Genomic DNA, 23610 nt, shown 5'->3' with positions numbered 1-23610 from the left:
AGATAGCAGCCGAATCGCAGGTGCAGACAAGAACAGGGAGCGTCGCGAGACGCTCCCTGTTCGCGTGACGCGCCGTTGGATTCGCCACAAGGCGTGTTTTTCCTACGGTGCAGATGGACAGGGCGCTGCGGCCCGCTTGATGACCGCTCGGCGCTTTCCTGACAAATCTGTCAGCCTCATCCGCGCGTTTGTTATCTCAATCGTCATCTTGCGCTGGTACCATTCGAACTGTAGATTCCCTAATTGGAGACCCCTGATGGATCAAGAAGCTCCCCGTATGATGTATCGTAAGCGAGAGGGTGCGCATATTGCGCACCCTCTTTCGTTTGCGTACGGTCCGTCCTCCCCTTGCGCAGGCTGGCTGCCGCTCGAATCGCCGGGCAAGCCGACAGCGCCCTCCCCGGCACCCGCTCCTTACCCGGCGGGCCTGCGCAAGGTTGGGCGATTGTCCGGCCAACAACCCTCGCAGGGGCCAATGGACTTCACGACGTCAACCCGTGGCAGCGTCGCGTGCCTCTGAGGTCGTCATCTCGCCGCCGCCCTGCGAGGGGAATCCCCGCTGGATGCTGTTGCGCACCCGGTGGCCGATGCCGTCGCTGGCCGGCACCCACTCGCGGTGATTACATTCGAGACGATAGCCGAAGTCGGTGCTGAAGCTGGCGAAGGCTTTGCGCGGCCAGTCGCGCAGCGGATGGCGCATGAGCTGGCGCAGGCCGCGGCTGGCGATGCCGTTCCAGCCGTACAGTTTGCGCGACAGCCAGTCGTAGCCCTGGGCCAATTGCTGATGGGTCATCTGGGCCGGGTAATAGGTGACATGGTTGGTATCGTACAGTGACCAGGGCACGCCGGGAAGCAGCCGATTTTCCTCGATCCACTTGGCGCGCTGCGGCGTGCCCACGTAGGGCGTCAGGACGGTGATGCTGAAGCTGTCAAGATCGCTGCTGCGCATGAAGTCATAGGTGCTTTGGAAGATCTGCGGCGTGTCACCATCGAAGCCGAAAACAAAGAGGCCCACCACGCCGATGCCCGCGTCGTGGACGCGCTGAATGACCTCGCGGTAACGTTCGACGTTGCCCTTGGCCTTGCCGCCCAGTTCACGCCGATTGTTTGGATTGGCGCTCTCGAAGCCAATGAAGAACTTGTCCAGGTGCGCCTGTCGCGCCAGTTTGAGCAGGTCGGGATAATCGCCCACCAGCAGCTCGGCCTGGCAGGTCCAGCCGTGCAGCGGCAGCCGGGCCAGCGCCTTGAAAAGCTGTTCCATGTACTCAGGATGCAAGCGGAAGTTCAGGCCGAAGTTGTCATCGGTCAGGAAAAAGCGCTTGATGCCGCGGCGCTCGATCTCTTCGACGACTTGCTCCACCGGGCGCAGGCGCATGACCGCGCCCGAAACCCGGATGGCGGTGCAGAAGGTGCAACTGCGCGGACAGCCGCGCGTAATCTCCAGGTACGGCGTCCAGTAGCGACGTTTTTCGTCCACCTGGCGCAGCACTCGGTCGGCCAGGGGCGGCAGGAAATCGAGGTTGGCCCATTCTGTGTCCACGTAGGACGACTGCAGTTGGCCCCGGTCGAAATCGGCAATCATCTGGGGCCAGGTGCGATAGGCTTCACCCACGGCAACGCAATCGGCCCAGGCTGCCACTTCGTCTGGCGCCAGCGTGGCGTGCGCGCCGCCGATGATGACTTTGGCGCCGCGCGCTTGCGCGCGCGTGGCGATCCAGCGCGCCCGGTCAATCTGCAGGGTTTTGGCGGTGATGCCCACCAGGTCTTGCGGCCCCAGTTCGTCGAACGGCAGCGGCTGCAGGTCCTCATCAATGATCTGCACCTCCACCGCGTCCGGGACGAGTGAAGCCAGGCGCATCAAGGTGTAGGGCGCCATGGTGCCGCGGCCCAAGAAGCGCCCATCGCGACCGGGCTGCACAAGATAAATTTTGCGGATTGGCATGAACGAATCTTCCTGTGGTATGAATTCCTGAACCGCCCACGGGGCCGGCGATTGTCTGCCCAGAAAAAGCTCGATCATCTGGACAAGCAGAGGATATCGCCCGATTATAGGCAGAGAGGGGCAAAAGTCAAACGAACCTGGCCGGTGACAGGCGAAGTGCTGGAGGGAGCAAAGTGAGAAGGTAGGATTACGGCTTCAGCCAGGAAGTCAAACGGTTGCGGATGCGCGCAAGTCGGTCAGGCGAGATACTACCCAACCGGGCTTCGATGATGGCAGGATCTACAGTGGCAAGACGGGCAAGGCGAATCACAGAACGTATTTTGAGACGGCTGAGGGGAAAATCGGGATCCGTGGGTTGAATGACCTCATCGAAGCCTGGAATGACCTGGTGCTCACGCGAGGTCACTAAAGCCAACAAAACGTCAGAGTACGGGCCAGGTGCCAACGCAACAACCAGGGCGGGACGGAGCTTTCCGGTCCGCAGGTCGGTTTGGGGAAAACGAACGAGCACGAGGTCTCCCGGTCTCATTGGACGTACACCTCTTCGGCGTCGTTGATCGTGTACTCAACGTCGCCGTCTGCATCTCGTAGAAATTGGCTAAGCGCCATCGCCCGCCATTGCCCCTCGGTCCACTCGAGGTATGGCATGGGAAGCCGATGCCTGGCCAGAATGAAGGCTGTGAAGTCAGCGATCTCAGCGACGATGTCGTCGGGCAGCTCGTTGAGTTTTCGGCTCAGTTGTTCACGGATGGAAGCTGTGCTCATGATAGACCTCGCATTGACACCCTGTTCGCCTTATTGGTGGGCATTATATCTGGTAGAGACGATTTTGGCAATGCTCTCGTCCGTCGCCGACGTGGCGCGGCGCAAGCGCACGGACGCGGAGATCGCTACTCCCAGCAGTTCCAAATGTAGCCATCCATGTGACTGGCCAGCGCCAGGCCGTCCTGGTGGGCGCGACGCGTCCCGTAGGGACACCTGACCTTAGCCATCATCGCACGAGCCGTATCCGTCCCGTAGGGACGGTTGAATCCATCCCCCGGGTCGTGGTATGGCGACGGATTGCGCTCAGGGCGGCCTCATTCAATCGCCCACGGGACGACGGGTGTGGGGGGCATCGCTCGCTCAAGTCAAGGCGCCCTTACGGGGCGCCGCATTTCCAAATGCAGCTTTCCAACGCCCACAATCCCTCTTGCTGCCCACCTATCTCAGGGATTTTGGGCCAAAACCGCCCGAACGAGGAGCGCAGGCCCATTTACGGGCAGCCATTCCGGGTACATTTGGAATTCCTGCGCAAGCGCACGGACGCGGAGAGCGCTACTCCTGCGCCGTTCGCCGCGAGACGGTCAATATGGTATACTCTGATCGCTCGGCCCCCCCCCCCCCCCCACGAAACGAGCAGAGCCCATTCTTGATCAACATCCGGCGCGAAGGAGTGCCCGTATGAAACGAGAGGTCAAGCGGCCCTCCGGCGTGACGGCGCTCTCTGCTCAAGGTGCGCTGAGGCGACTGCGCACGTAGACATTCTCAACCTCGGACCCGCTGCGCCGATCGCTCCACAAGGCATGCGGACGCCCGTCCGGCCCCACGATCAACGAGGGGAACTTGACCTCCACACTCTCCAGATCAGTCACGAACTCCTGCGCGCTCCAGGTCAGCCCGCCGTCGCTGGAGTATTTGCCGGCAATGTCCGCGCAGCGCTCAGGCTCCGGGCAGGCCGGGGTCAGAAAATCGCGCTCATCCTTCCAGAAAAGCCAGATCACGCCGTGCGGATTGTCCGGCGCCCAGAAGGGGAAACGGCTGCTGGCCTCGGACAGGGTGACGCTGACGCTCCAGCTCTGCCCCTGGTCCGTTGAACGGCGGTAGTCCACGCTGGCGTGGGGGGGATGCGTGGTCATGATCCCCAGGTGAATCACTCCGCTCGTGTCCACGATCGCCTCCGGGTCCCAGTCACGCTCGGCCGTGGCCGCACCGACGCGCTCGGCGAAGGTCTGCCCGCCGTCCGTCGAAACCGCCACGTAGGTATCCCAGTCCGGGTTGGCGCGGTTGTCGCGCCAGGCAATCGCCAGCAGGTTGCCGTTGACGCCTTCCACAGAAAAGCGCGGGAACGCGGCATGGCCACTGCCCTGGTTGAGCTTTTGACGGGCGCCGAAGGTGCTGCCGCCGTCGGTGGAGCGCATGTAGTAAACCTCGGTGGGCGTCGTGTCGCTGCTTGGATCGCCGTAGTGCCAGGCCAGGTGCAGGCGGTTCTGCAGATCGAGCGAGAAGCTGAAGCTGCCAACCTTGCGGGTGGACGCGCCGGTGAGGTCGCGCGGCGCCCCCCAACTCAAGCCGGCGTCGGTTGAACGGCTGTAGTACAGACGATCTGCGCCGCCGCTGCGCCGGTCGTGCCACATGCTGTGCAGTGTGCCATCTGGCCCGATGACCAGGTTGGGACCGGTGGCCGGGAATGTGCTGTTCGCCACATCCAGCGGCGATGACCAGGTGACGCCGCCATCGGTGGAGCGGCTGTAGAGCGCGTCGTAGACAGTGCCGTTGATCTCGCCCCACATGATGTGCAGACGATTAGCGGCATCTACGGCCAGGTTGCGCCCGACGACGCCGCTCGCGATGTGCGTGCTGAAGGTGGCCTGATGTTCCGGCCCCCAGTGCGGGTCCACGCCGTGACTGCCCGTCGGCGTGGGCGTCGCGGTAGAGCCAGGCGCATTGGTGGGCGTGCGGGTCGGCGTAGATGATGGCGTCGTCGTGGGGGTGGCGCCGGGCCAGGACAGGTTCCAGCGGCTGGCGACGATCGGCAGGTAGCTGTGACAGGCTGGATTGACCGTCGTGCCCATGATGTCCACGATGTCACCGATGCCGTTGCCGTTGACATCTACCACGCAGGTGGTTTCGTCTGGCGTGGCGGTTGGCGTGGCGGTCGGGCCGGCGGCCGTGGCGGTGGGAGTACGCGTGGGCGTCGCGGTCGCTCCGGCGGCAGTTGGGGTGCGCGTGGGCGTGGCAGTTGGCGCTCCAACGGTTGCCGTGGGCGTGGATGTGGCCGCGGCGCCGTCCAGGCCGTAGATGTCTACCTCGGCCCGCTGCATGTAGCCGGCAATGAAGCGCTGGTGGCTGGCGTCGAGACCGGTGTAGGGCGGCACATAGGTCAGGCTGCGCAGATCGGTCTGCGAGATCAGGCTGAAACTGCTGGCGTCAATCGTGTAGAGGCGCCAGACCGAGGCGGCCGCGCCGGCTGGCTGGCGCGGGCGGCCGGTCAACCGCGGGCCGCGGACGGCTGCCTGGGCGCTGGTTGTTGCGACGTCCAGGGTCAACAGCCGGTTGTTGGCTGCATCCAGGTCAACCACAATGCTGCCGCGGCCGGCCGGCAGCAGGCCGGTCACAGTGTCGGTGGTGGTGTCAATCAGGATGGGGCCGATGTGCAGGCGGTGACGGCTGCTGTCCGCGAAGATGACATGATCGGCGAACGCATTGCTCCAGCCCCATTGCTGGCTGCTCAGATCGAGGGTGCGCAGGTAGGCGTAGTTGGCGTTGCCGTCGAAAACATCCACCTTGTGCTGGCGTGACACCAGCACGTAGAGCTTGTTGAGGCTTTCGTCCACAGCCGGCTGCAGGTGCCCGGGGCCGGCGGTACCCTGCGGGCTGTAGGTGAAGCTCGGCACATCGCTGATGGTCGCGGCCACGCTCAGACTGCTGCCATCCACGATGACTACCCGGTCGCGCTCCGGATGCGTGGTGATGACACGGTGGTGCGTGCTATCCACAGTCTGATTGCTCAGCGCGTCCTCGGTGTCGGTCAAGCCCAGGTTGACGCTGCCCAGGAGCGTCGGGTTGAGCGGGTCGGGCGCCAGGGCATAGGCGGTGACGGCGCCGTCGTAGTGGCTAAGAACGAAGAGTCGGTTCAGCGCGGTGTCCACATCCACCGCGGTGGGCCAGCCGCCGGTGGTCAGTTCGTTCCAGGCGCCGCTGCCGGGCCGGTAGATCATCAGCGTGCTACCGCCCAGGCGATTGGTCAGATAAACCGTGCCGTCGGTGGGCGCGACCGCGACATCTTCGACCGCGTTGCCGATGTCGAGCAGGCCGTTCAGGCTGACGGTCAGCGCGTTGACCACCGCAACCTGGGTGTACTCCATGCCGGCGGTGTAGATTTTGCCGGTGGTGCGGTTCAGCACCATGCGCTGCGCGCCGCCAGTCTGCAGGTCGAGCTGCTGTTCGAGCGCGCCGGTGCTGGCATCGAGCACGGACAGGCTGCTGCGAATGGGGGAGATGCCGTCGCGGGAAACGACGTAGACCTTGCCGGTGGCGGTCCAGAAGCGGGGCTGCTTGGCGTCCGCGGGCAGGAGCGTGCTGGCAAGCTGGGCGCCGCTGCTGTTCAAGATGAACAGGCGGTTGGAGGTGGTGAGGAAGAGGCGGCCGCTGGCCGGGTCAACATCCACGAAGTTGAAGGGCGCGCCGCCGGCGTTGTTGACGGTGAGCGACGGTAGCTGCGCCAGGGTGGCGGTGTTGATGACATAGAGCGGAGTGGCGGCCGTGGGCGCGCTGCTGTGTACCACGTACAGGCGTTGGGCCGCACTGTCCAGGGCCAGGCCGCCGATGCGATCGGCGCCCAGGTCAACCGTGGCGAGCAGGGCCAGGGTGGTGGCATCGTAGACGGCCACCTTGCCGGTGGTTTGCAGGCTGACGAAGACGCGGCTGGTGGCCGCATCCACGATCACGCCTACCGGATCAGCGGCCAGACTGGCCTCGGCCGTGACGGTGTTGGTGGCCGGGTCAATACGGCGCAGGATGTGGTTGCCATAACCGGCCATGTAAAGCATGCCGTTGGTGGGATGAACCGCCAGGTAGGGGCGATTGAAGTCGTTGTCGCTGCCGCCGCTGCTCAGGCTGCCGATCAGGGTGTCGGTAGCGCCGTCAATCACCGCGATGCCCGCGGTCAGAATGCCCTGTACGTAGATGCGATTCAGGTTTTCGTCCAGCGCGACATCGAAGAGCTTCAGATGATTGCCCTGCGCAGCGGTCCAGCCGTGCAGGCCGTTGATCGAAACCGTTTCGCTGAGGATCGGCGGCGCGGGTGGGGCCAGGGCCGGCGCGGGTCGCCCGGCAGCCAGGGTGGGGAGAAAAGTGAGGGAGAGGGCAAACAAACCGCAAGCCCAGAGAGAGATGCGCAACCTGGTCATGATGCTGTTCCTTGTTTCAAGTGGTGTACGTCTGGGCGCCCTGGGCGTGAGCACGCATCGTGGCAACAAAGAACAGCGAAGGGGAGGATTCTGGCAGAGGGCAGAGATCGGAGATTCGAGATCAGAGATCGGGTACGTGGAAGGCGAATGGTCTCCGGTCTCCGGTCTTCAGAGACCAGAGACTTGTTGTAACCCCGAATTCATTCGGGTGCGGCCGTGCGCGAATCACCGCCAGTCTATGACGTTCTTAACGAACCGGCATTCTAACACCCGAACCTGCTTCAGCAGGTTTTTCATACCAGACGCCGAATTCATTCGGTGGAATGACAACGAGGCCGCGCCCGATTGCATTACCAAATTTCATCATTCGGGCGCGGCCGTGCGCGAATCACCGCCAGCCTATGACGTTCTTAACGAACCGGCATTCTAACACCCGAACCTGCTTCAGCAGGTTTTTCATACCAGACGCCGAATTCATTCGGTGGAATGACAACGAGGCCGCGCCCGATTGCATTACCAAATTTCATCATTCGGGCGCGGCCGTCGGATCACCGCACGCCCCGTAACCCCGAATTCATTCGGGGGCAGCCTGGAGCAGGCTGAGCGGCTCGCCGTAGAGGACGTAGGCCAGCCAGGTGGGGTTGTTGGGCGCGGCGTCGCGGATGGCTGTGCGCGCGGCGGTAAATGCGTCGCCCAGGGCAGCGCCGCCAAACAGTTTTTCGTAGAACACGGCGGCGAATTGCGCGGCCAGGCGGTCGTTGACTTCCCACAGGGCGCCGACAAACGCGCCGGCGCCAGCCTGCACGAAGCGCTCGGCCCAGCCGCCCAGCCCAGCCAGGGCAAAACCGGTCCTGCCGCTCTCGCAGGCGTTGAAGAAGATCAGCGGGCGGCGCGTGTAGCGCGTGCTCCGTGAGATGTCCGTCGGTCGCAGCTTGCCATCACTGAGCGTAATGGTGGACTGGGCCGGGTCATCGCCGGCCGCGCCGTGACTGGCGACATGCACGATGCCTGCAAGTCGGCTGTCCTTCAGCCGGATGATCACGTCACGAGTCGTGGCGGCGGCGTCGGTCAGCGCGATCAGTGTATCATCCGGCCACAGTTCCTGCAGGGCCTCGTATTCGGCCGCGGTGTAGATCAGGTTCGTGCTGGGAATGATGGCCGTCATTCCCCGGTTGGGCAGCGTCGCGGTCATGCCGTCGCCGGCCAGCCAGCGCGCCACGGTGAAGCGGCTGCACAGGAAATCGCCTTCCGCCCGCGTCTCTGGGTCGAAGATGCGCGCCAGTTCCCAGGGAATCCACGGCTCGTCGGAGGTGATGATCAGGCTGGTGATCCTGGCCGGTATGGCCCACAGGGCGCGCTGCAAGGCTTCGGGGAAGGCATCGAAAAAGAGGTTCTCGCCCAGGGTCTTCAACTCGGTCTGTCTGTCCTCGTCGGGCAGTGAGCCGCCCGTCTGCCGCGCCAACTCGTTGAGATCCTTGAAGTAGCTCTTCATCTCCTCGGCCGGCTGGCCCGCGAACGTGTGCGTGCCCATGGATTTCCAGTTGAAGCCGGCCAGCCTGGAATGCAGAATGAACTCGAAGGTGGTGTGGGCCGAATCGGCAGCCTTGATGCGCAGCTCCAACTGCGGCGGCGGCAGGTCGCGATCCGGCATGGTCATCACCGCCTGGGTAGACAGCGCCGGCCCCGCGCCCAGTTCCGCGACAGTGCTGACCACCTCCACCTGCAGGCCAACCGTGCCCAGCAGGCGGTCGTTCTGGCGGAAGTCCACCGCCACCGATTTGGCGCCGGGCGACTTGGGCAGCAGATCGAAGATCAGCGGGGCGGAATCGCCGCTGGCCTTGACCACCAGCTCGCCGGTGTGCGCAAGGTTCCAGTTGGCGTCGAAGATGACGAAATCGGGCGCCAGGACGACGGCCGTCACCGGGTGCTTCGCGCCCACCTGCACCGACATGGCGGTCGGGGTGCTGATCGCGCCCCTAGCCTGCTGTTCGGTCAGGCGCACGGTCAGGCGGGTGGCCAGCCGGTGCAGCACCCGTCCGGGGAACTCCACCGCGCCGTAGCGCTGCACGACGGCCACCTCATCAGCATCCGATGGCTCATCATCAGGCGGCATGGCAGTCGCCATCTCCCGGTCCGCGGCGCCGGCCCGGCGCAGGAGATCAACAAGCTCCGATGTATTTCTGTCGGGCAACACCCCCTTGCGCCAGGTAGGTTCCTCAGACTCGTCCGCCTGTCTGGCCGCTTTCTGCAGCAGCGGCGGCACTTCCGGCACATCCGGTGCAATCACATCAATCTGCTCCAGGAACCAGACCGCCGCCGCGCCGCGTTCTTCGAAAGTAGCCGCCTCTTCCAGGCGGCGGGCCGTCTCCAGGAACAGGCGGCCTAGATCGGCCTGAACCGCAGCGTCCAGGCGGTCCCGGCCGGCGAGAAGCGCTTCGATCACCGGACGCAGGATGTTCTTCGCCTTGTCCGGCCAGTAAGAGGGTTGGCTGACCGGGTTGGGTTTGGAGTCATGAGTAATCTGCAGGATCTGCTCCAGCATCGCCAGGATTTCCCGCGCCAAATCCGGATTGCTGAACGCGATGCCGCGCATGGCGTTCGTTTCACGGGCCGGATCGAGGATGGATGCCAGGAGTCGGCGTGCGCTCGGCAGCTTGTCGAGTGCGCCCAGGGCCGCGGCCGCGGCGTTCACCGGCTGGAACTGGCCCGTGGCCTGGCGCAGTTGCTCGTAAGGCGCAGTCAGCGCCGCGCGGATGTCCGCCGCGCTGACCGCGTCCAGGGTGGGCCAGCGGGCAATCAGCATTTGCAGCGCGTCGCGCAGCGTCCTTTCAGCCACAGCGGATGCGAAATCAGACATGGGACACCTCCTCGATCAGACTCTGACGGCCGGGTCGAACAGCTTGGCATGATCTTCCAGCGCGTAGCGGTCGGTCATGCCGGCGATGTAGTCGCAGATCACGCGGTGCAGGCCTTCCGGCTCGCTGTCAATTTTGACCTGGGTGCTGGCCGGCATCTGCAGGGGTTCCTGCAAGTAGGCGTTGAACAGGTTGGTCAGCACGCGCTGGGCCTTGCTGGCCATGCGGATCACGCGGTAGTGGCGGTAGAAATTTGCCAGCAGAAAACGCTTCATCTCCCGACTGTCCGCGGCAAACGCAGGGGTGTAGCCGGCCAGATTGCGCCCCTGGCCGCGCAGCGCCGCGACCGAATGAACGTGATTCTCAACCAGGGCGGCGGCTGTCGCTTCGATGGCGTTGCGGATGAAGATGCCCACCAGGCGGCGGATCACGCGGTGGCGCAAGAGATCATCCAGCGGCTGCTCTGGCGATTCGCCCAGGCTGGCCAGGGCCTGCTGCCACAACGGCTGCTGCCGCACATCTTCGATGCGCAGCAGCCCGGCGCGCAGACCGTCGTCCAGGTCACTGGTGTTGTAGGCAATTTCATCCGCCAGGTTGGCCAATTGACACTCCAGCGTACCGGCCAGTTCCGGGTCGTAGCCCGCAGCATCGGTCACGTCGTAGTCGGTGTCATGCTTGACCACACCCTCGCCCTTCATAGGTCAGATTGAGGCCGTCGAAGGCCGTATAGCGCTTTTCCAGCTTGTCCAGGATGCGCATCGTCTGGCGCTGATGATCGAAACCGCCAAAGCCCTGCATCAGGCCGTTCAGCACCTGCTCGCCGGTGTGACCAAAGGGCGGGTGGCCCAGGTCGTGCGCCAGGCAGATGGCCTCGGTCAGGTCTTCGTTGGCGCGCAAGGCCCGCGCCAGACTGCGCCCCACCTGCGCCACCTCGATCGAATGAGTCAAGCGGGTGCGGTAATGATCGCCCTCGGTGTTGACGAAGACCTGCGTCTTGTACTCCAGGCGCCGGAACGCGGTCGTGTGGATGATGCGATCACGGTCGCGCTGGAAGACCGAGCGGTAGGCCGGTTCTTCCTCGGCCACGCGGCGGCCGCGGCTGGCGCCGCTCTGCATGGCATACGGCGCCAGGTGTTCGCGTTCCTGTTGTTCATACTCAGCGCGTGTCTGAATCATGCGGTCTCCTTACTTCACAGCAAACGCCGTTGAAATGCACCACGGTCAAACCACCAGGATAGTGCGCAAAAACCCCATTTGGTCCAGGGTATCATACGCATAGGCCTGCACCAGTTGATTTTCATCTTGCAGGTAACGGTAAAACACCTCGGCAGTCTCCAGGGTACGGATCTTGCTCAAGGCGTGGGCGGCGCGTGACCGTGCGCCCTGCGGCCCGGTGGCAAGCACGGTCGCGAGGGCCGGCACGGCCTTCTCTCCCATCAGCGCCAGGGCATCCGCGGCCGATGCCCGCACCCAGCCGTTGACATCGCTCAGGGTCTCGACCAGGTCGTCAGTGGCTTCGACCAGCCCAAGTTCGGCCAACGCCAGGGCCGCGGCGCAGCGGATGCTGGCGTCATCGTCGCGCAAACGCTTGCGCAGCGGGTCCAGCGCGGTTGCGCCATCGCCAGCCAGGCCGGCCACTGCAACAAGGGTACGCACCCCCCACCAGCGCCGGTCGGTATCAGGATCATCGAGCCAGGTGACCAGCTCGGCCACCAGCGCGCCATCAGCGGTTGTCAGCCGGCGCACGAAATGCTCCGCCAGGTCATCATCCTGCGCCTCGATCGCGCGGCGCAGGGAGGCCAGCAGATCGGAAGGAGTTGGGTTAGCTGTCATAGGTGTCCCCCAGGTTCAACGCGGTTGAAAAAAACATGTTGCGTCAGATTATAACATCAGCTTCATGCGGAGACAATAATTCGTGAAAATCGGTGAAATTCGTGGCAGAAAAAATTAGCCCCCGCCACGAATCGCACGAATGGCGCCATGTGTTGCCAGAGGCGAAAAAATGTGCTATCATCGCGCGTGCGCCGGTCAGTCCGGTGCGGATTCCTGAAAGCAATCGAGACCGATGACCACGCAGACAACCCACGCGCCAGTCCTGGCGCCTGTCACCCCAGCTATTCCGACAACGATCGCCCGCGCATTGGGTATCAGCCCGCAGCAGGTCAGCGCCACCATTGCCTTGCTGGACGATGGCAACACCATCCCTTTTATTGCCCGCTACCGCAAGGAAGTGACCGGCGGCCTGGACGAAGTACAACTACGGCAAATCGAGAGTCGCCTGGACTATTTGCGCAACCTGCACGCTCGCCAGGAGACGGCGCTGAAGAGCATTGCTGAGCAGGCCAAACTGACGCCGGCGCTGGAGCAGGAGATTCGGGCCGCGACCACCCTGCAGCGCGTCGAAGACCTCTACCTGCCCTATCGCCCCAAGCGCCGCACGCGCGCGATGCAGGCCCGTGAGCGCGGGTTGGAGCCATTGGCCGAGGTGCTGCTGCACCCTGAAAAGCTCAGCGGCCAACTGACCGCCCTGGCCACCACCTTCATCGCCGCGGAGGTGGCCGATGCGGAGGCGGCGCTGGCCGGCGCGCGTGACATCGTGGCCGAAGTGGTCAGCGAAGATGCCCAGGTGCGGGCGTTTGCGCGCAGCAAGACGCTGGGTCAGGGGCTTCTGGTGGTCAGGCTGGCCGCGGTCGGCGCTGACCCGGGCCAGAAGTACGAGATGTACCATGATTTTGCCATGCCGCTCAAGGATGTGCCCGCGCACCAGCTTCTGGCGATCAACCGGGGCGAAAAAGAGGGCGTGCTCAAGGCGACGCTGCATGGCCCGGACGAGGAAATCCTGGATAACATCGGCCGCCAGTTTGTCAAGGACCGCCGCTCGGCCGTGGCGCTGCAGGTGCAGATGGCGATCGCCGATGGCTACGAACGCCTGATCCAGCCGGCCGTCGAACGTGACGTGCGCGGCGGCCTGACCGAAAAATCGGACGATCAGGCCATCCTGACCTTTGCCACCAATGTCAAGAGCCTGCTCCTGCAAGCGCCGCTCAAGCGCAGGCGGGTGTTGGGCATTGACCCCGGCTTTCGCAGCGGCTGCAAGGTGGCACTGGTAGATGAGACCGGTAAGTACCTCGGCTCGTTTGCCATCTTTCCCCACGAACCGCAAAAACAGTGGAGCGAGGCCAAGCGTCAACTACGCGCCGTGATCGAGAACGGCCAGGTGGCGGTGATCGCGATTGGTAACGGCACCGCCAGTCGCGAAACGGAGCAGTTGGTCGCGGAAGTGATTGGCGAGTTGGGCGCCGCAGGCGGCAAGTCCGGCCGTGACGTGGCCTACGCCCTGGTCAGCGAGGCCGGCGCCTCCGTCTACTCGGCTTCACCGCTGGCGCGCGAGGAATTCCCCGATCTGGATGTGACCGTGCGCGGCGCAATCAGCATTGCACGGCGACTGCAGGACCCGCTGGCCGAGTTGGTCAAAATTGATGCCAAGAGCATCGGTGTCGGTCTTTACCAACATGACGTGGATCAGAAAAAATTGCAGCAAGCCCTGGATGGCGTCGTGGAAGATGCGGTCAACCTGGTCGGCGTGGACGTGAACACCGCGTCCGCGGCGCTGCTGCAATATGTGGCCGGCATCGGCAAGAAGGTTGCCCAGAACGTTGTCGAGCACCGCAATCAGGAGGGGTCATTCCGCAGCCGCAGCGATGTGAAGAAGGTCAAAGGGCTGGGGCCGAAAGCCTTCGAGCAGGCGGCCGGCTTCCTGCGCGTGCCCGACGGCGCCAATCCGCTCGACAACACCGCCATTCACCCCGAATCGTACGCGGTGGTCAAGCGCCTGCTCGACCTGCTGGGCATTGGCCTCAAGGCTAAGGACCTGTCCGGCCTGGTGACGCGCTACATGCAGCAGCACCGCATCGAGGAGGTGGCCGAGTTGCTCGAAGTGGGCGTGCCCACCTTGACCGACATCCTGGAGGCGCTGCGCCGGCCAGGACGTGACCCGCGTGAAGACCTGCCCGCGCCAGTACTGCGCAGGGACATCCTCAGCCTGGACGACCTGCGCGAGGGCATGGCGCTGCAGGGCACCGTGCGCAACGTGGTGGATTTTGGCGCGTTCGTGGACATTGGCGTCAAGCACGATGGCCTGGTGCATGTCAGCGAAATGGGGTCGCGTTATGTGCGCAACCCGCACGAGGTGGTCAAAGTAGGCGATGTGGTGGACGTACGCGTGCTCAAGATCGAACGCGAGCGTGGGCGCGTGAGTTTGACGATGAAGAAAGAGGAGCACGAAGGCGCGAAGTGACACGAAGGCGCGAAGGCACGAAGGCGCGAAGTGAGGAGCACGAAGGCGATGAAGGGGACCTGACGCGGCTGGAGGTGGATGCGATCGTGAATGCAGCCAATGAATCGTTGTTGGGCGGCGGCGGCGTGGATGGCGCGATTCGCCGACCGAGGAGAAAACCATGAGTGAAGAAACCAAGAACCTGGTGCGGCAGCAGTTTGGGGCGTCGGCCGCGGGCTATGCCACCAGCAAGGTGCATGCGCAGGGCGCGAGTTTAGGCCGTTTGATCGAGTTGGTGCAGCCGCAGCCGCACTGGGAAGTGCTGGACGTGGCAACCGGCGCCGGCCACACCGCACTGGCGTTGGCGCCGCATGTGCAGCACGTGGTAGGCAGCGACCTGACGCCGCAGATGATCAGCCAGGCGCGCGCCCTGGCGGACGAACGAGGCATCGGCAATGCGACCTTCGAGCTGGGAGACGTGGAGAAGCTGCCCTTCCGCCCTGGCAGCTTCGATCTGGTGATCTGTCGCATCGCCCTGCACCATTTCCCGCAGCCGGAGCGCGCCCTGGCCGAGATGGTGCGCGTCTGTCGTCGCGAGGGCCTCGTTGCCATCATTGACAACATCGTCCCGGCTGATCCTGCCGTCGCCAAAGCCATCAACAGCTTCGAGAAGATGCGCGATCCCAGCCACGGACGCGCCTTGACGTTGCAAGAACTGGCCGATCTGTTTCAGGCGGTCGGTCTGCGGGTCACCCACACCGAAACCCTGCGTAAAACGATGGACTTCCACGGCTGGCTGCGCCGCATGGCGGTCTCCGCGCCCATGAGCGCCTACCTGGAGGCCTGGCTGCTCGACCCCGAGCGCAGCGTCTACGCCTTCTTGCAGCCCGTGCGCAGCGAGAAGAGCGTCTCCATGACCCTGACCGAAGGCATCATCATCGGCCGCCGTTAGGAAAAGCCCGAATCTCCGCCCTTTACCGCACCAGTGGCAGGGCAGCAGTTTCAAATGTAGCCTGGTTTTTAACCACAGAGATCACAAAGAACGCAGAGAAGTTGCCGATTTGCGTCTGATCTGCCGTTTCTTTGTGTTCTCTGTGCTCTTTGTGGTTGAATGTGTGCTACATTTGGAACTGCTGGTGGTAGGGGGGTACGGTTTTGCATTTTTCTCAAAAGCCATTACAATAGCGTCTCTCCACGCCAACCCGCCTGTTTCGATCAACTTCATATTCGTGTTTCGTTCGAGGAAAGGAGCAGAACTCATGGCTTACAAGGGTAAGTCGCGCGAAGAGATGATCCGCGAGGACATGCGCGACCTGCACAAGATGGGCTACGCACAGCAGTTGTTCCGTGAAATGGGAGGCTTCTCCAATTTCGCCATCTCGTTTTCCATCATTTCCATTTTGACCGGCGCGATCCTTCTCTTTGGATACGGTCTGCAGTTTGCCGGCCCCATCATCAACACCTTCGGGTGGCCTCTCGTCAGTTTCTTCACCCTCTGTATTGCGGCCTCGATGGCCGAACTCGCCTCAGCCTACCCGACGGCCGGCGGCCTCTACTTCTGGGCGCACCGCCTGGGCGGCATCAAGTGGGCCTGGGTCACCGCCTGGTTCAACATGCTTGGGCAGATCATGATCACCGCGGGCATTGACTTCGCCGCCGCCATTTACATTGCCGGCGCATTCAATCGCCTCTTCGGCACCGCCATTGACACGACCAATACGATGACCATGATCGTCGTGATGATGGTCATCATGGTCCCGCAGGTGCTGATCAACGTCTTTGGTATCAAGCTGACGGCGCGCCTGAGTGATTTCAGCGTCTACTGGCACATCGGCGGCGTCTTGATCATGGCCCTGCTGTTGACCTTCTTTGGCAAGCACACGCAGCCCTTCAGCTTTCTCTTCCAGGGCGTCACCACCGTGGAACCGGCCAGCATAGCCAATACGTTCGTCGCCGGCACCTTGCCCCCCTTCAACTCCCTGATGATGAAAATACCGGGCATGATGGGGCTGTATGCCGGTGGCGGCATCGTCCTCGCCTTCGTGCTCGGACTCTTGCAGGCGCAGTGGACCTACACCGGTTACGACGCCTCGGCGCACGTGGCTGAGGAGACGGTCATGGCCCGCTTGAACAGCGCCTGGGGCGTCTTCCTCTCCGTCGCCGTTTCGTTCGTCGTCGGCTACGTCATGCTCCTCATCCTGACCCTGCATATCCCCAGCGGCGACATCGCCAAGACCGTGGACCCGGCCAACGGCCCGGCTGTCCTCTACATCGTCTACGAGAACTTCGACAGGATCTTCTTCGGCCACATCATCGCCATTATCATCGGCGTCGCCATGTGGTTGTGCGGGCTTTCCTCCATCACCAGCATGAGCCGTATGTGGTTCGCCTTTGCTCGCGATGACGGCATGCCCGGCTATCGCCTCATCAAGCAGATTCACCCCACGCTGCGCACGCCGGTCTGGTCCATCGTCATCACCTGCACCCTGGCTGTGCTGCTCACGGTCTGGTCGGCGCTCTACACCGTCGTCGTGGCCGTCAGCACCACCGCACTCTACGTCGCTTACGGCCTGCCGATCTATCTGAACCTGCGCAACAAACTACGTAAACAGGGTGAGTTCACCACGCCCAAGACGGCTCCCTGGAGCCTCAAGAACTGGGGCGTCCTCATCAACGTGCTGGCCCTGGCTTGGATTGCCTTCATTACGGTGTTGTTCTCCATCCCGCCGAATGTGCTGGCCGGCTGGTCCATCATCCTGACGGCGCTCTTCATGCTGATCTACTGGCAAGTGTACGCCAAGCGCCGCTTCAAAGGCCCCACGGCCTCCGATCAAGCAGCCTTGCGTAAGATCGAGACTGACATGGCCGCGGCCGCGCACGGGCACTCCTAGCCCGCGCCGCGCGTTGATCCCGCGGCAGCCGGCGAGCGTAGGCGGCGCTCTCCGGCTGTCACGGGCCAACAGAACCTGAAATGTGGCCCGGCCTTCCCCATCAATGGCGTGGTGTGACAAGGTTGTCGCTGGGGTGCATTTCGATCTTGGGGCGAAGCTCACGAAGGTGGGCTTCGCCAGTCGTTGCAGCGACTTGAGTGAGTCGCCGAACATGGCAATGGGGCGGGGCCTGCCCGCTGAAAGTGACGCTTCATGACCGAAACCTCCCGCACAATGCTCAGTGTTGGGTTGGACGTGGGAACGACCACCACCCAGATCGTCTTCTCGCGCCTGACCCTGGCCAATGCGGCCGGCGCCGCGCAGGTGCCGCGCGTGGGAATCACCGCCAAAGAGGTGCTTTACCAAAGCCCGATGACCCTCACGCCGCTGGCCGATGCCGACACGATTGATGTGGCGCGGCTGACCGCCCTGGTCAAAGCCGAATATGCCCGCGCCGGCGTTGATCCGCGCCAGGTGGAAACCGGCGCGGTCATCATCACTGGCGAAACGGCCAAGAAGAAGAACGCCGAGCAGATTCTGCACGCCCTGGGCGGGCTGGCCGGTGAATTCGTCGTGACCGTGGCCGGGCCGCACCTGGAATCGTTGATTGCCGGGCGCGGCGCCGGCGCGGCCGCCTATTCGCAGAAGTATTTCTGCAAAGTGACCAACGTGGACATCGGCGGCGGCAGCGCCAATTCGGCTATGTTCCACGCCGGCGCGGCCGTGGCCGCGGCCGCCATGAACTACGGCGGTCGCATCATGGAAATCGAGCGGCGCAGCGGGCAGATTCGTCACCTGGCGCAGCCCGCGCTGGCTATTCTCGCTCACCTGGGCCTGAACCTGCACGTGGGCGATGTTCCGACGCTCGATCAGTTGCGCCGTTTCACCGACTGCATGGCCGATCTGACCATCGAGCTGATCGAAGGCGGCGCCTCGTCGCTGGCGCAGCAGCTTTATCTGACGCCGCCGGCCGCGACCTCCGGCAAGGGCGCCGTCCTCATGCTGTCGGGCGGTATCGGCCATTACGTCTACAACCCCGTTCCGATTCACGCCGTCAGCGATGTCACCATTCATGATGATGTAGGCCCGCTGCTGGCTGATTCACTGTGCCGCCACCCTGGCATCCAGGCCTATGACAGGGTGCAGCCGGCGGAAACCCTGCGTGCCACCGTGCTGGGCGCCAGTTCGCAGACCGTCACCCTCTCCGGCTCCACGATCTGGGCGGAGCGCGAGATTCTGCCGCTGCGCAATGTGCCTGTCATCCGACCCGATCTCGATGTGACACTGGGCCTGGCGCCTGAGGTCATCGCGCAGGCGGTCCTCGACGCGCTGCGCCGCTGGGACATCAACCTGGCCGTTGACGAGTTCGCCGTGGCATTTGATCTGAAGCGCGCTTTGGATTATACTTTGCTTCTGAAGCTGGCCACCGGCCTGGCCGAATTCTCCCGCAGTTTGCCTGATGATCGCCCGCTGGTCATCATCATCGGACGTGACTATGCCCAAGCCCTGGGGCAGACGATCAAGGCTATGGCGCCTACCCGCCCGCTGCTCGTGATTGACCAGGTTGGCTTGAGTGAAGGCGATTATATTGACATTGGCGCTCCCTTGATGGAGGGCCGAGTGGTGCCGCTCAGCGTCAAGACGTTGGTTTTTTATCATTGATGATGACTGTGTTGCGGGACGAACGAGAGCTGCGTCCCGTCAGACCAGAGAAGGAGTGAGAATGCTCCTGCGTACCAAATTATTTGGCAAGACCTATGAATTCCCCGACATGCGCCTCCTCATGGGCAAGGCGAATGAAGAAAAGTCGGGCGATCGCCTGGCGGGTGTTGGCGCAGAGACCGCCGCCGAACGCATGGCCGCGCGCTATGTCCTGGCCGAGGTGCCGCTGTGGGTGCTGCACGACACGCCGGCCGCGCCTTACGCCGAGGACGAGGTCACCCGTGTCATTCACGATGGCGTCAACCAGACCATCTACGGCGAGATCAAGGATTGGAGTGTGGGACAGTTCCGCGAATGGCTGCTGGCCGATACCACCGACGGCGCGATGATCCGCCGTGTTTCGCAGGGTCTGACCGCCGAGATGATTGCAGGCGTCACCAAGCTGATGTCCAATCTCGATCTGATCTACGCCGCCAGCAAGATTCGCGTTTCGGCTCACTGCAACAACACGATCGGCGTGCCCGGCACCCTCGCCAGCCGCAATCAACCCAATCACCCCACCGATTCACCCGAAGGCATCCGCGCCGAAATCTACGAGGGCCTGGCCTACGGCTCCGGCGATTCCGTCATCGGCATCAACCCGGTGGACGACTCCTACGCCAGCGTGGCCCGTCTGCTCGACATGACCTACGACATCATCCAGACCTGGCAGATTCCGACGCAAAACTGCGTGCTGGCTCACGTCACCACGCAGATGAAGTGCCTGGAGAGCGGCTCACCGGTGGGCCTGATTTTTCAGTCGCTGGCTGGCTCGCAGCGCGGCAACGAGTCGTTTGGCATCTCCGTCGCCATGTTGGATGAGGCCTATGCCCTGGCGCGCAAGCACTGCTTCACGGCCGGGCCGAGCTACATGTACTTCGAGACCGGCCAGGGATCTGAGCTGTCGGCCGACGCGCATCACGGCTGGGATCAACTGGTGATGGAGGCCCGCTGCTATGGCCTGGCCAAGCGCTATCAGCCTTACCAGGTCAACACCGTGGTGGGCTTCATCGGGCCAGAGTATCTGTACGATGCGCGCCAGATTCAGCGCGCCGGGCTGGAAGATCACTTCATGGGCAAGCTCACTGGCATCCCCATGGGCTGTGATGCCTGTTACACCAATCACGCCCGCGCCGATCAGAACGCGATCGAGAATCTGGCTGTGATGCTGACGGCCGCGGGCTGCAACTACTTCATGGGCGTACCGATGGGCGACGACTCGATGCTCTCCTATCAGTGTACCAGCTACCATGATGCGCCCACCCTGCGCCAGCTCTTCAACCTGCGCCCCAATCCCGAATTCGAGGTCTGGATGGAAGAACTGGGCCTGATGCGCAACGGCCGCCTGACCGCCAAAGCCGGCGACCCGTCGTTCTTTTTGCAGCGACGCGTGGCTTAACCGGAGGGGAAACGATGGATGAAGCACAACTCAATGCGATAATCGAGTCGGTGTTGAAGGAACTGGCTACGGCTGGCGCCATCAGAGCGCCGGTGGCGGGTGTTGGCGTGGGCGCGGCGGCCGTCGGCGACCCAGGGGCGCGGCTGCACATTGACCTGCCCGACCCCACGACGCCGGAAATGCGCACGCGGCCGCAGGTCAAGGCGCCTTATGATGTGGACGGCCTCAAGGCGTTGATGGCTTCCACCACCTCGCGCATCGGCGTGGGCCGCGCTGGCCCGCGCTACACCACGCAATCGCTCCTGCTCTTTCAGTCCGATCACGCCGTCACGCAGGATACCCTCTATCGTGACGTGGATCAGCGCCTGCTGGACGACCTGGGGCTGTTCACGGTGCAGACGCAGATCACCGGCGGCAAGGAGGAGTATCTCCTGCGCCCTGACCTGGGGCGCCTGCTGACCGATGAGGCCAAGCGCACCGTGGCCGAACGCTGCGTCAAGAGCGCCAACGTGCAGGTCGTCGTGGGCGACGGCCTCAGCGCAGCCGCGGTGGAAGCCAACGTGCGCCAGATGTTCCCAGTGCTCAAGCAGGGCGTGCAGGCCGCAGGTTTGACCTTTGGCACGCCGTTCTTCATTCAATACTGCCGCGTCGGCGTCATCAATGACATCGGTGAGGTGCTCAAGCCCGACGTGGTGATCTTGCTCATTGGCGAGCGCCCCGGCCTGGGCCGCGCCGAAAGCATGAGCGCGTACATGGCCTATCGCCCCAAGACCGGCGATACCGATGCGGACCGTGACGTGGTCTGCAACATCTTCGAAAATGGCGGCACCAACCCGCTGGAAGCCGGCGCCTTTGCTGTCCAGATCGCGCAGCGGATGCTCAAACATCAAGCGTCTGGCGTCAAGCTGAAGTTGATCAAATAGGAGCAACCATGGGAATACTCGATCCATTATACGCAATACCTCTGGCGGTCAGAATGATCCCCAATGTGGACCGCGGTCTTGCAGAGCATCTGGGACTCCGGCCGGAGCAGCGTTCGCTGGGCCTGATTACGGCTGACAACGATGATGCGACTTACGTCGCCATTGACGAGGCCACCAAGATGGCCGAGGTTGAGGTGGTGTATGCTCATTCCTTCTACGCCGGGGCCAAACACGCGTCGGGCAAGCTGTCGGGCGAAATCATCGCCATTCTGGCCGGCGCCAATCCGGCGGAAGTGCGCGCCGGTTTGCAGGCTGCGGTGCAGTTCATGAAGAATGACGCCATCTGGTATTCGGCCAATGAGGATGCCTCCATCGCCTTCTTCCCGCATGTGATTTCGCGCACCGGCTCGTATCTGTCGAAGGTGTGCAACATCGCGGAAGGTGAGCCGTTGGCCTACCTGGTCGCGCCGCCCATCGAAGGCATGATTGCGCTCGATGCCGCGCTCAAGGCCGCGGCCGTGCGCATCGTGGCCTACACCGCGCCGCCCTCAGAAACCAACTACATGGGCGCCATGCTCACCGGCGACCAGCCCGCCTGCAAGGCCGCGGCCATGGCCTTCCGCGACGCCGTGCTCGAAGTCGCAGCCAACCCCCTGAAATACTAAAGCAAGATAGACATAACTCCAGGGGGACACACCTATGCCAGAAATTGCGATGACAGCCTTGGGCATGATCGAAACCAAAGGGCTTGTTTCGGCCATCGAGGCCGCTGACGCGATGGTCAAAGCGGCCAACGTGACCCTGATTGGCTCTGAATTCATCGGCGGCGGCTACGTCACCGTCATGGTGCGCGGCGACGTGGGCGCGGTCAAGGCCGCCACCGATGCCGGCGCCGCCGCGGCCCAGCGCGTGGGCGAGTTGGTATCAGTCCACGTCATCCCGCGCCCGCACGGCGACGTGGAAATGATCCTGCCGCAGAAGAGCAAGGGCGCTATGCCCGCGCGGGCGAAGTAGGCTGAGCAGTTGTTGTGGGAGAATTCCATGCGCCAGGTTTTTACCGCGGCTGACATTCGAAGATTGCGTGACCAGGGCACACGAGTGCTGGTGCTGGGCCAGGCTGATTTGATCTCGCCGGAGGCGCTCGATGTGGCGCGCGAGGCGGGCATCGAAGTCAAACGACCTGGCCCGGCGCCGGCGCCGGCTGCACAGCCGGCCGCGCCATCACCCCTGCCGCCGCTCAAGGCCGTGCGCCGCGCGGGCGTCAGCCTGGAGCCGTTCGGCGCAGGGCTGGCAACGCCAGGAACCGACGTGCAGTTGAAGGATGTCATCACCAGCGACGACCGCACGCCGATGGCGGTAGGCTACATGAGCCTGGAGCGCGGCGAGTTCCCCTGGACCCTGACCTACGACGAGATTGACATTGTCCTGGAAGGCGAACTGGTCATCACACGTGGCCGCGACGCGGTGCGCGGCGGGCCGGGCGATGTGATCTTCATCCCCAAAGGCTCCAGCATCACCTTTGGCACCCCCAGCCGCACGCGCTTCGTCTATGTCACCTATCCGGCCGATTGGAACAAATAGCGCATGAACCCGCATCTGCAGACGTTGCTCAAGCAGACCGACGCGGTGATGAGCGGCCGGCCCCCGCGGCTGCGCGGCCGGCCGGTGCATGTCGGCGTTGACCTGGGTACTGCCTACACCGTGCTGATGGTGTTAGACGACGCACAACAACCCCTGGCCGGCGCCTACCAGTTTGCACAGGTGGTGCGCGACGGCCTGGTGGTGGACTTTCACGGCGCCATCAGCCTGCTCAAGCGTCTCAAGCAGCAGGTGGAACAGCGCCTGGGCGTCGAGTTGACCCACGCGGCTTCGGCCTACCCGCCGGGCGTGCCGCGCAGTGAAGTGCGAGCCACGGCCAATGTGCTGATTGCCGCCGGCCTGGAGTGTACCGATCTGATTGACGAACCGACCGCGGCCAACAACGTCCTGCAGATTCGTGATGGCGCCATTGTGGATGTGGGCGGCGGCACCACCGGCATCGCGGTGGTCAAGGACGGCCGGGTCATCTACACGGCCGATGAGCCGACTGGCGGCACCCATTTCACCCTGGTCCTGGCTGGTGGTCTGCGGTTGACATTCGAGCAGGCTGAGGAACTGAAGAAGGACCCGCGTGAGCAGGCGCGCTTGTTCCCGGTCTTGCGCCCGGTCATGGAGAAGGTGGGCAGCATCGTGCGTCGTCACGTCGCCGGCCATCCTGTGGACACGCTCTACCTGGTGGGCGGCACCTGCGCCTTTCCCGGCATGGCGCAGGTCATCGAAGAGTACACCGGAATCAAGACCCTGCTTCCCGGCAACCCGCTGTTCATCACGCCGCTCGGTATTGCCATGCACGACCGAGTCAGCCGCTAGGCAC

Annotated in this window: 16 protein-coding genes and 2 pseudogenes; 11 read left to right on the top strand and 7 right to left on the bottom strand. The window is 63.5% G+C overall.

The genetic code is table 11. The features are described 5' to 3' along the window. Positions 1 to 490: 490 nt before the first annotated feature. The 7 genes and pseudogenes from IPM84_08225 to IPM84_08195 all read right to left on the bottom strand — a co-directional run bounded on the left by IPM84_08225 (position 491) and on the right by IPM84_08195 (position 11801). Positions 491 to 1942: a B12-binding domain-containing radical SAM protein gene (locus IPM84_08225; GenBank protein MBK9092750.1), complete on the bottom strand. Its 1452-nt coding sequence runs from the start codon at positions 1940 to 1942 to the stop codon at positions 491 to 493. A 187-nt stretch (positions 1943 to 2129) separates the two neighbouring features. Next, complete coding sequence (locus IPM84_08220; GenBank protein MBK9092749.1) at positions 2130 to 2471, bottom strand: type II toxin-antitoxin system PemK/MazF family toxin; 342 nt, start codon at positions 2469 to 2471, stop codon at positions 2130 to 2132. Beyond that, positions 2468 to 2707: a hypothetical protein gene (locus tag IPM84_08215; protein ID MBK9092748.1), complete on the bottom strand. Its 240-nt coding sequence runs from the start codon at positions 2705 to 2707 to the stop codon at positions 2468 to 2470. The genes IPM84_08220 and IPM84_08215 overlap by 4 nt, the downstream gene beginning before the upstream one ends. Positions 2708 to 3432: 725 nt before the next feature. Next, complete coding sequence (locus IPM84_08210) at positions 3433 to 7113, bottom strand: exo-alpha-sialidase (protein MBK9092747.1); 3681 nt, start codon at positions 7111 to 7113, stop codon at positions 3433 to 3435. A 574-nt stretch (positions 7114 to 7687) separates the two neighbouring features. Continuing rightward, a complete protein-coding gene (locus IPM84_08205; GenBank protein MBK9092746.1) occupies positions 7688 to 9970 on the bottom strand; it encodes a CHAT domain-containing protein in 2283 nt (760 codons plus the stop codon). A 15-nt stretch (positions 9971 to 9985) separates the two neighbouring features. Next, positions 9986 to 11144, bottom strand: a pseudogene (locus IPM84_08200) (deoxyguanosinetriphosphate triphosphohydrolase). Between the two features lie 45 nt (positions 11145 to 11189). After that, positions 11190 to 11801, bottom strand: coding sequence for a HEAT repeat domain-containing protein (locus IPM84_08195; protein ID MBK9092745.1), 612 nt, complete (start codon positions 11799 to 11801; stop codon positions 11190 to 11192). Positions 11802 to 12033: 232 nt separating this feature from the next. Between IPM84_08195 and IPM84_08190 the strand changes: the two genes are divergently transcribed. The 11 genes and pseudogenes from IPM84_08190 (at position 12034) to eutJ (ending at position 23606) form a co-directional block, all read left to right on the top strand. After that, the gene (locus tag IPM84_08190) at positions 12034 to 14265 is read left to right on the top strand and encodes an RNA-binding transcriptional accessory protein (protein MBK9092744.1); all 2232 of its coding nucleotides are present in this window, start codon (positions 12034 to 12036) and stop codon (positions 14263 to 14265) included. Next, positions 14262 to 14411, top strand: a pseudogene (locus IPM84_08185) (macro domain-containing protein). Before IPM84_08190 ends, IPM84_08185 begins: the two are co-directional and overlap by 4 nt. A gap of 14 nt (positions 14412 to 14425) precedes the next feature. Then, complete coding sequence (locus tag IPM84_08180) at positions 14426 to 15196, top strand: methyltransferase domain-containing protein (GenBank protein ID MBK9092743.1); 771 nt, start codon at positions 14426 to 14428, stop codon at positions 15194 to 15196. A 307-nt stretch (positions 15197 to 15503) separates the two neighbouring features. Further along, on the top strand, positions 15504 to 17135 hold the full coding sequence (locus IPM84_08175; protein ID MBK9092742.1) for an amino acid permease: 1632 nt from the start codon (positions 15504 to 15506) through the stop codon (positions 17133 to 17135). 252 nt (positions 17136 to 17387) lie between these two features. After that, the gene (locus IPM84_08170; GenBank protein MBK9092741.1) at positions 17388 to 18836 is read left to right on the top strand and encodes an ethanolamine ammonia-lyase reactivating factor EutA; all 1449 of its coding nucleotides are present in this window, start codon (positions 17388 to 17390) and stop codon (positions 18834 to 18836) included. A 61-nt stretch (positions 18837 to 18897) separates the two neighbouring features. Next, on the top strand, positions 18898 to 20274 hold the full coding sequence (locus tag IPM84_08165) for an ethanolamine ammonia-lyase subunit EutB (GenBank protein MBK9092740.1): 1377 nt from the start codon (positions 18898 to 18900) through the stop codon (positions 20272 to 20274). Positions 20275 to 20288: 14 nt separating this feature from the next. After that, positions 20289 to 21197: an ethanolamine ammonia-lyase subunit EutC gene (eutC, locus tag IPM84_08160; protein MBK9092739.1), complete on the top strand. Its 909-nt coding sequence runs from the start codon at positions 20289 to 20291 to the stop codon at positions 21195 to 21197. Positions 21198 to 21205: 8 nt separating this feature from the next. Further along, a complete protein-coding gene (gene eutL / locus IPM84_08155; GenBank protein ID MBK9092738.1) occupies positions 21206 to 21862 on the top strand; it encodes an ethanolamine utilization microcompartment protein EutL in 657 nt (218 codons plus the stop codon). 43 nt (positions 21863 to 21905) lie between these two features. Then, a complete protein-coding gene (eutM, locus tag IPM84_08150) occupies positions 21906 to 22211 on the top strand; it encodes an ethanolamine utilization microcompartment protein EutM (protein ID MBK9092737.1) in 306 nt (101 codons plus the stop codon). Between the two features lie 27 nt (positions 22212 to 22238). After that, positions 22239 to 22778 carry a DUF861 domain-containing protein gene (locus tag IPM84_08145; protein ID MBK9092736.1) on the top strand — a complete coding sequence of 180 codons (540 nt, stop codon included), beginning with the start codon at positions 22239 to 22241 and terminating at the stop codon, positions 22776 to 22778. A gap of 3 nt (positions 22779 to 22781) precedes the next feature. Then, a complete protein-coding gene (gene eutJ, locus IPM84_08140) occupies positions 22782 to 23606 on the top strand; it encodes an ethanolamine utilization protein EutJ (GenBank protein ID MBK9092735.1) in 825 nt (274 codons plus the stop codon). Positions 23607 to 23610: the final 4 nt, after the last annotated feature.

Source organism: Candidatus Amarolinea dominans (assembly GCA_016719785.1).
GTDB lineage: Bacteria > Chloroflexota > Anaerolineae > SSC4 > Amarolineaceae > Amarolinea > Amarolinea dominans.
This window is presented reverse-complemented; position numbering and strand designations above follow the sequence as displayed.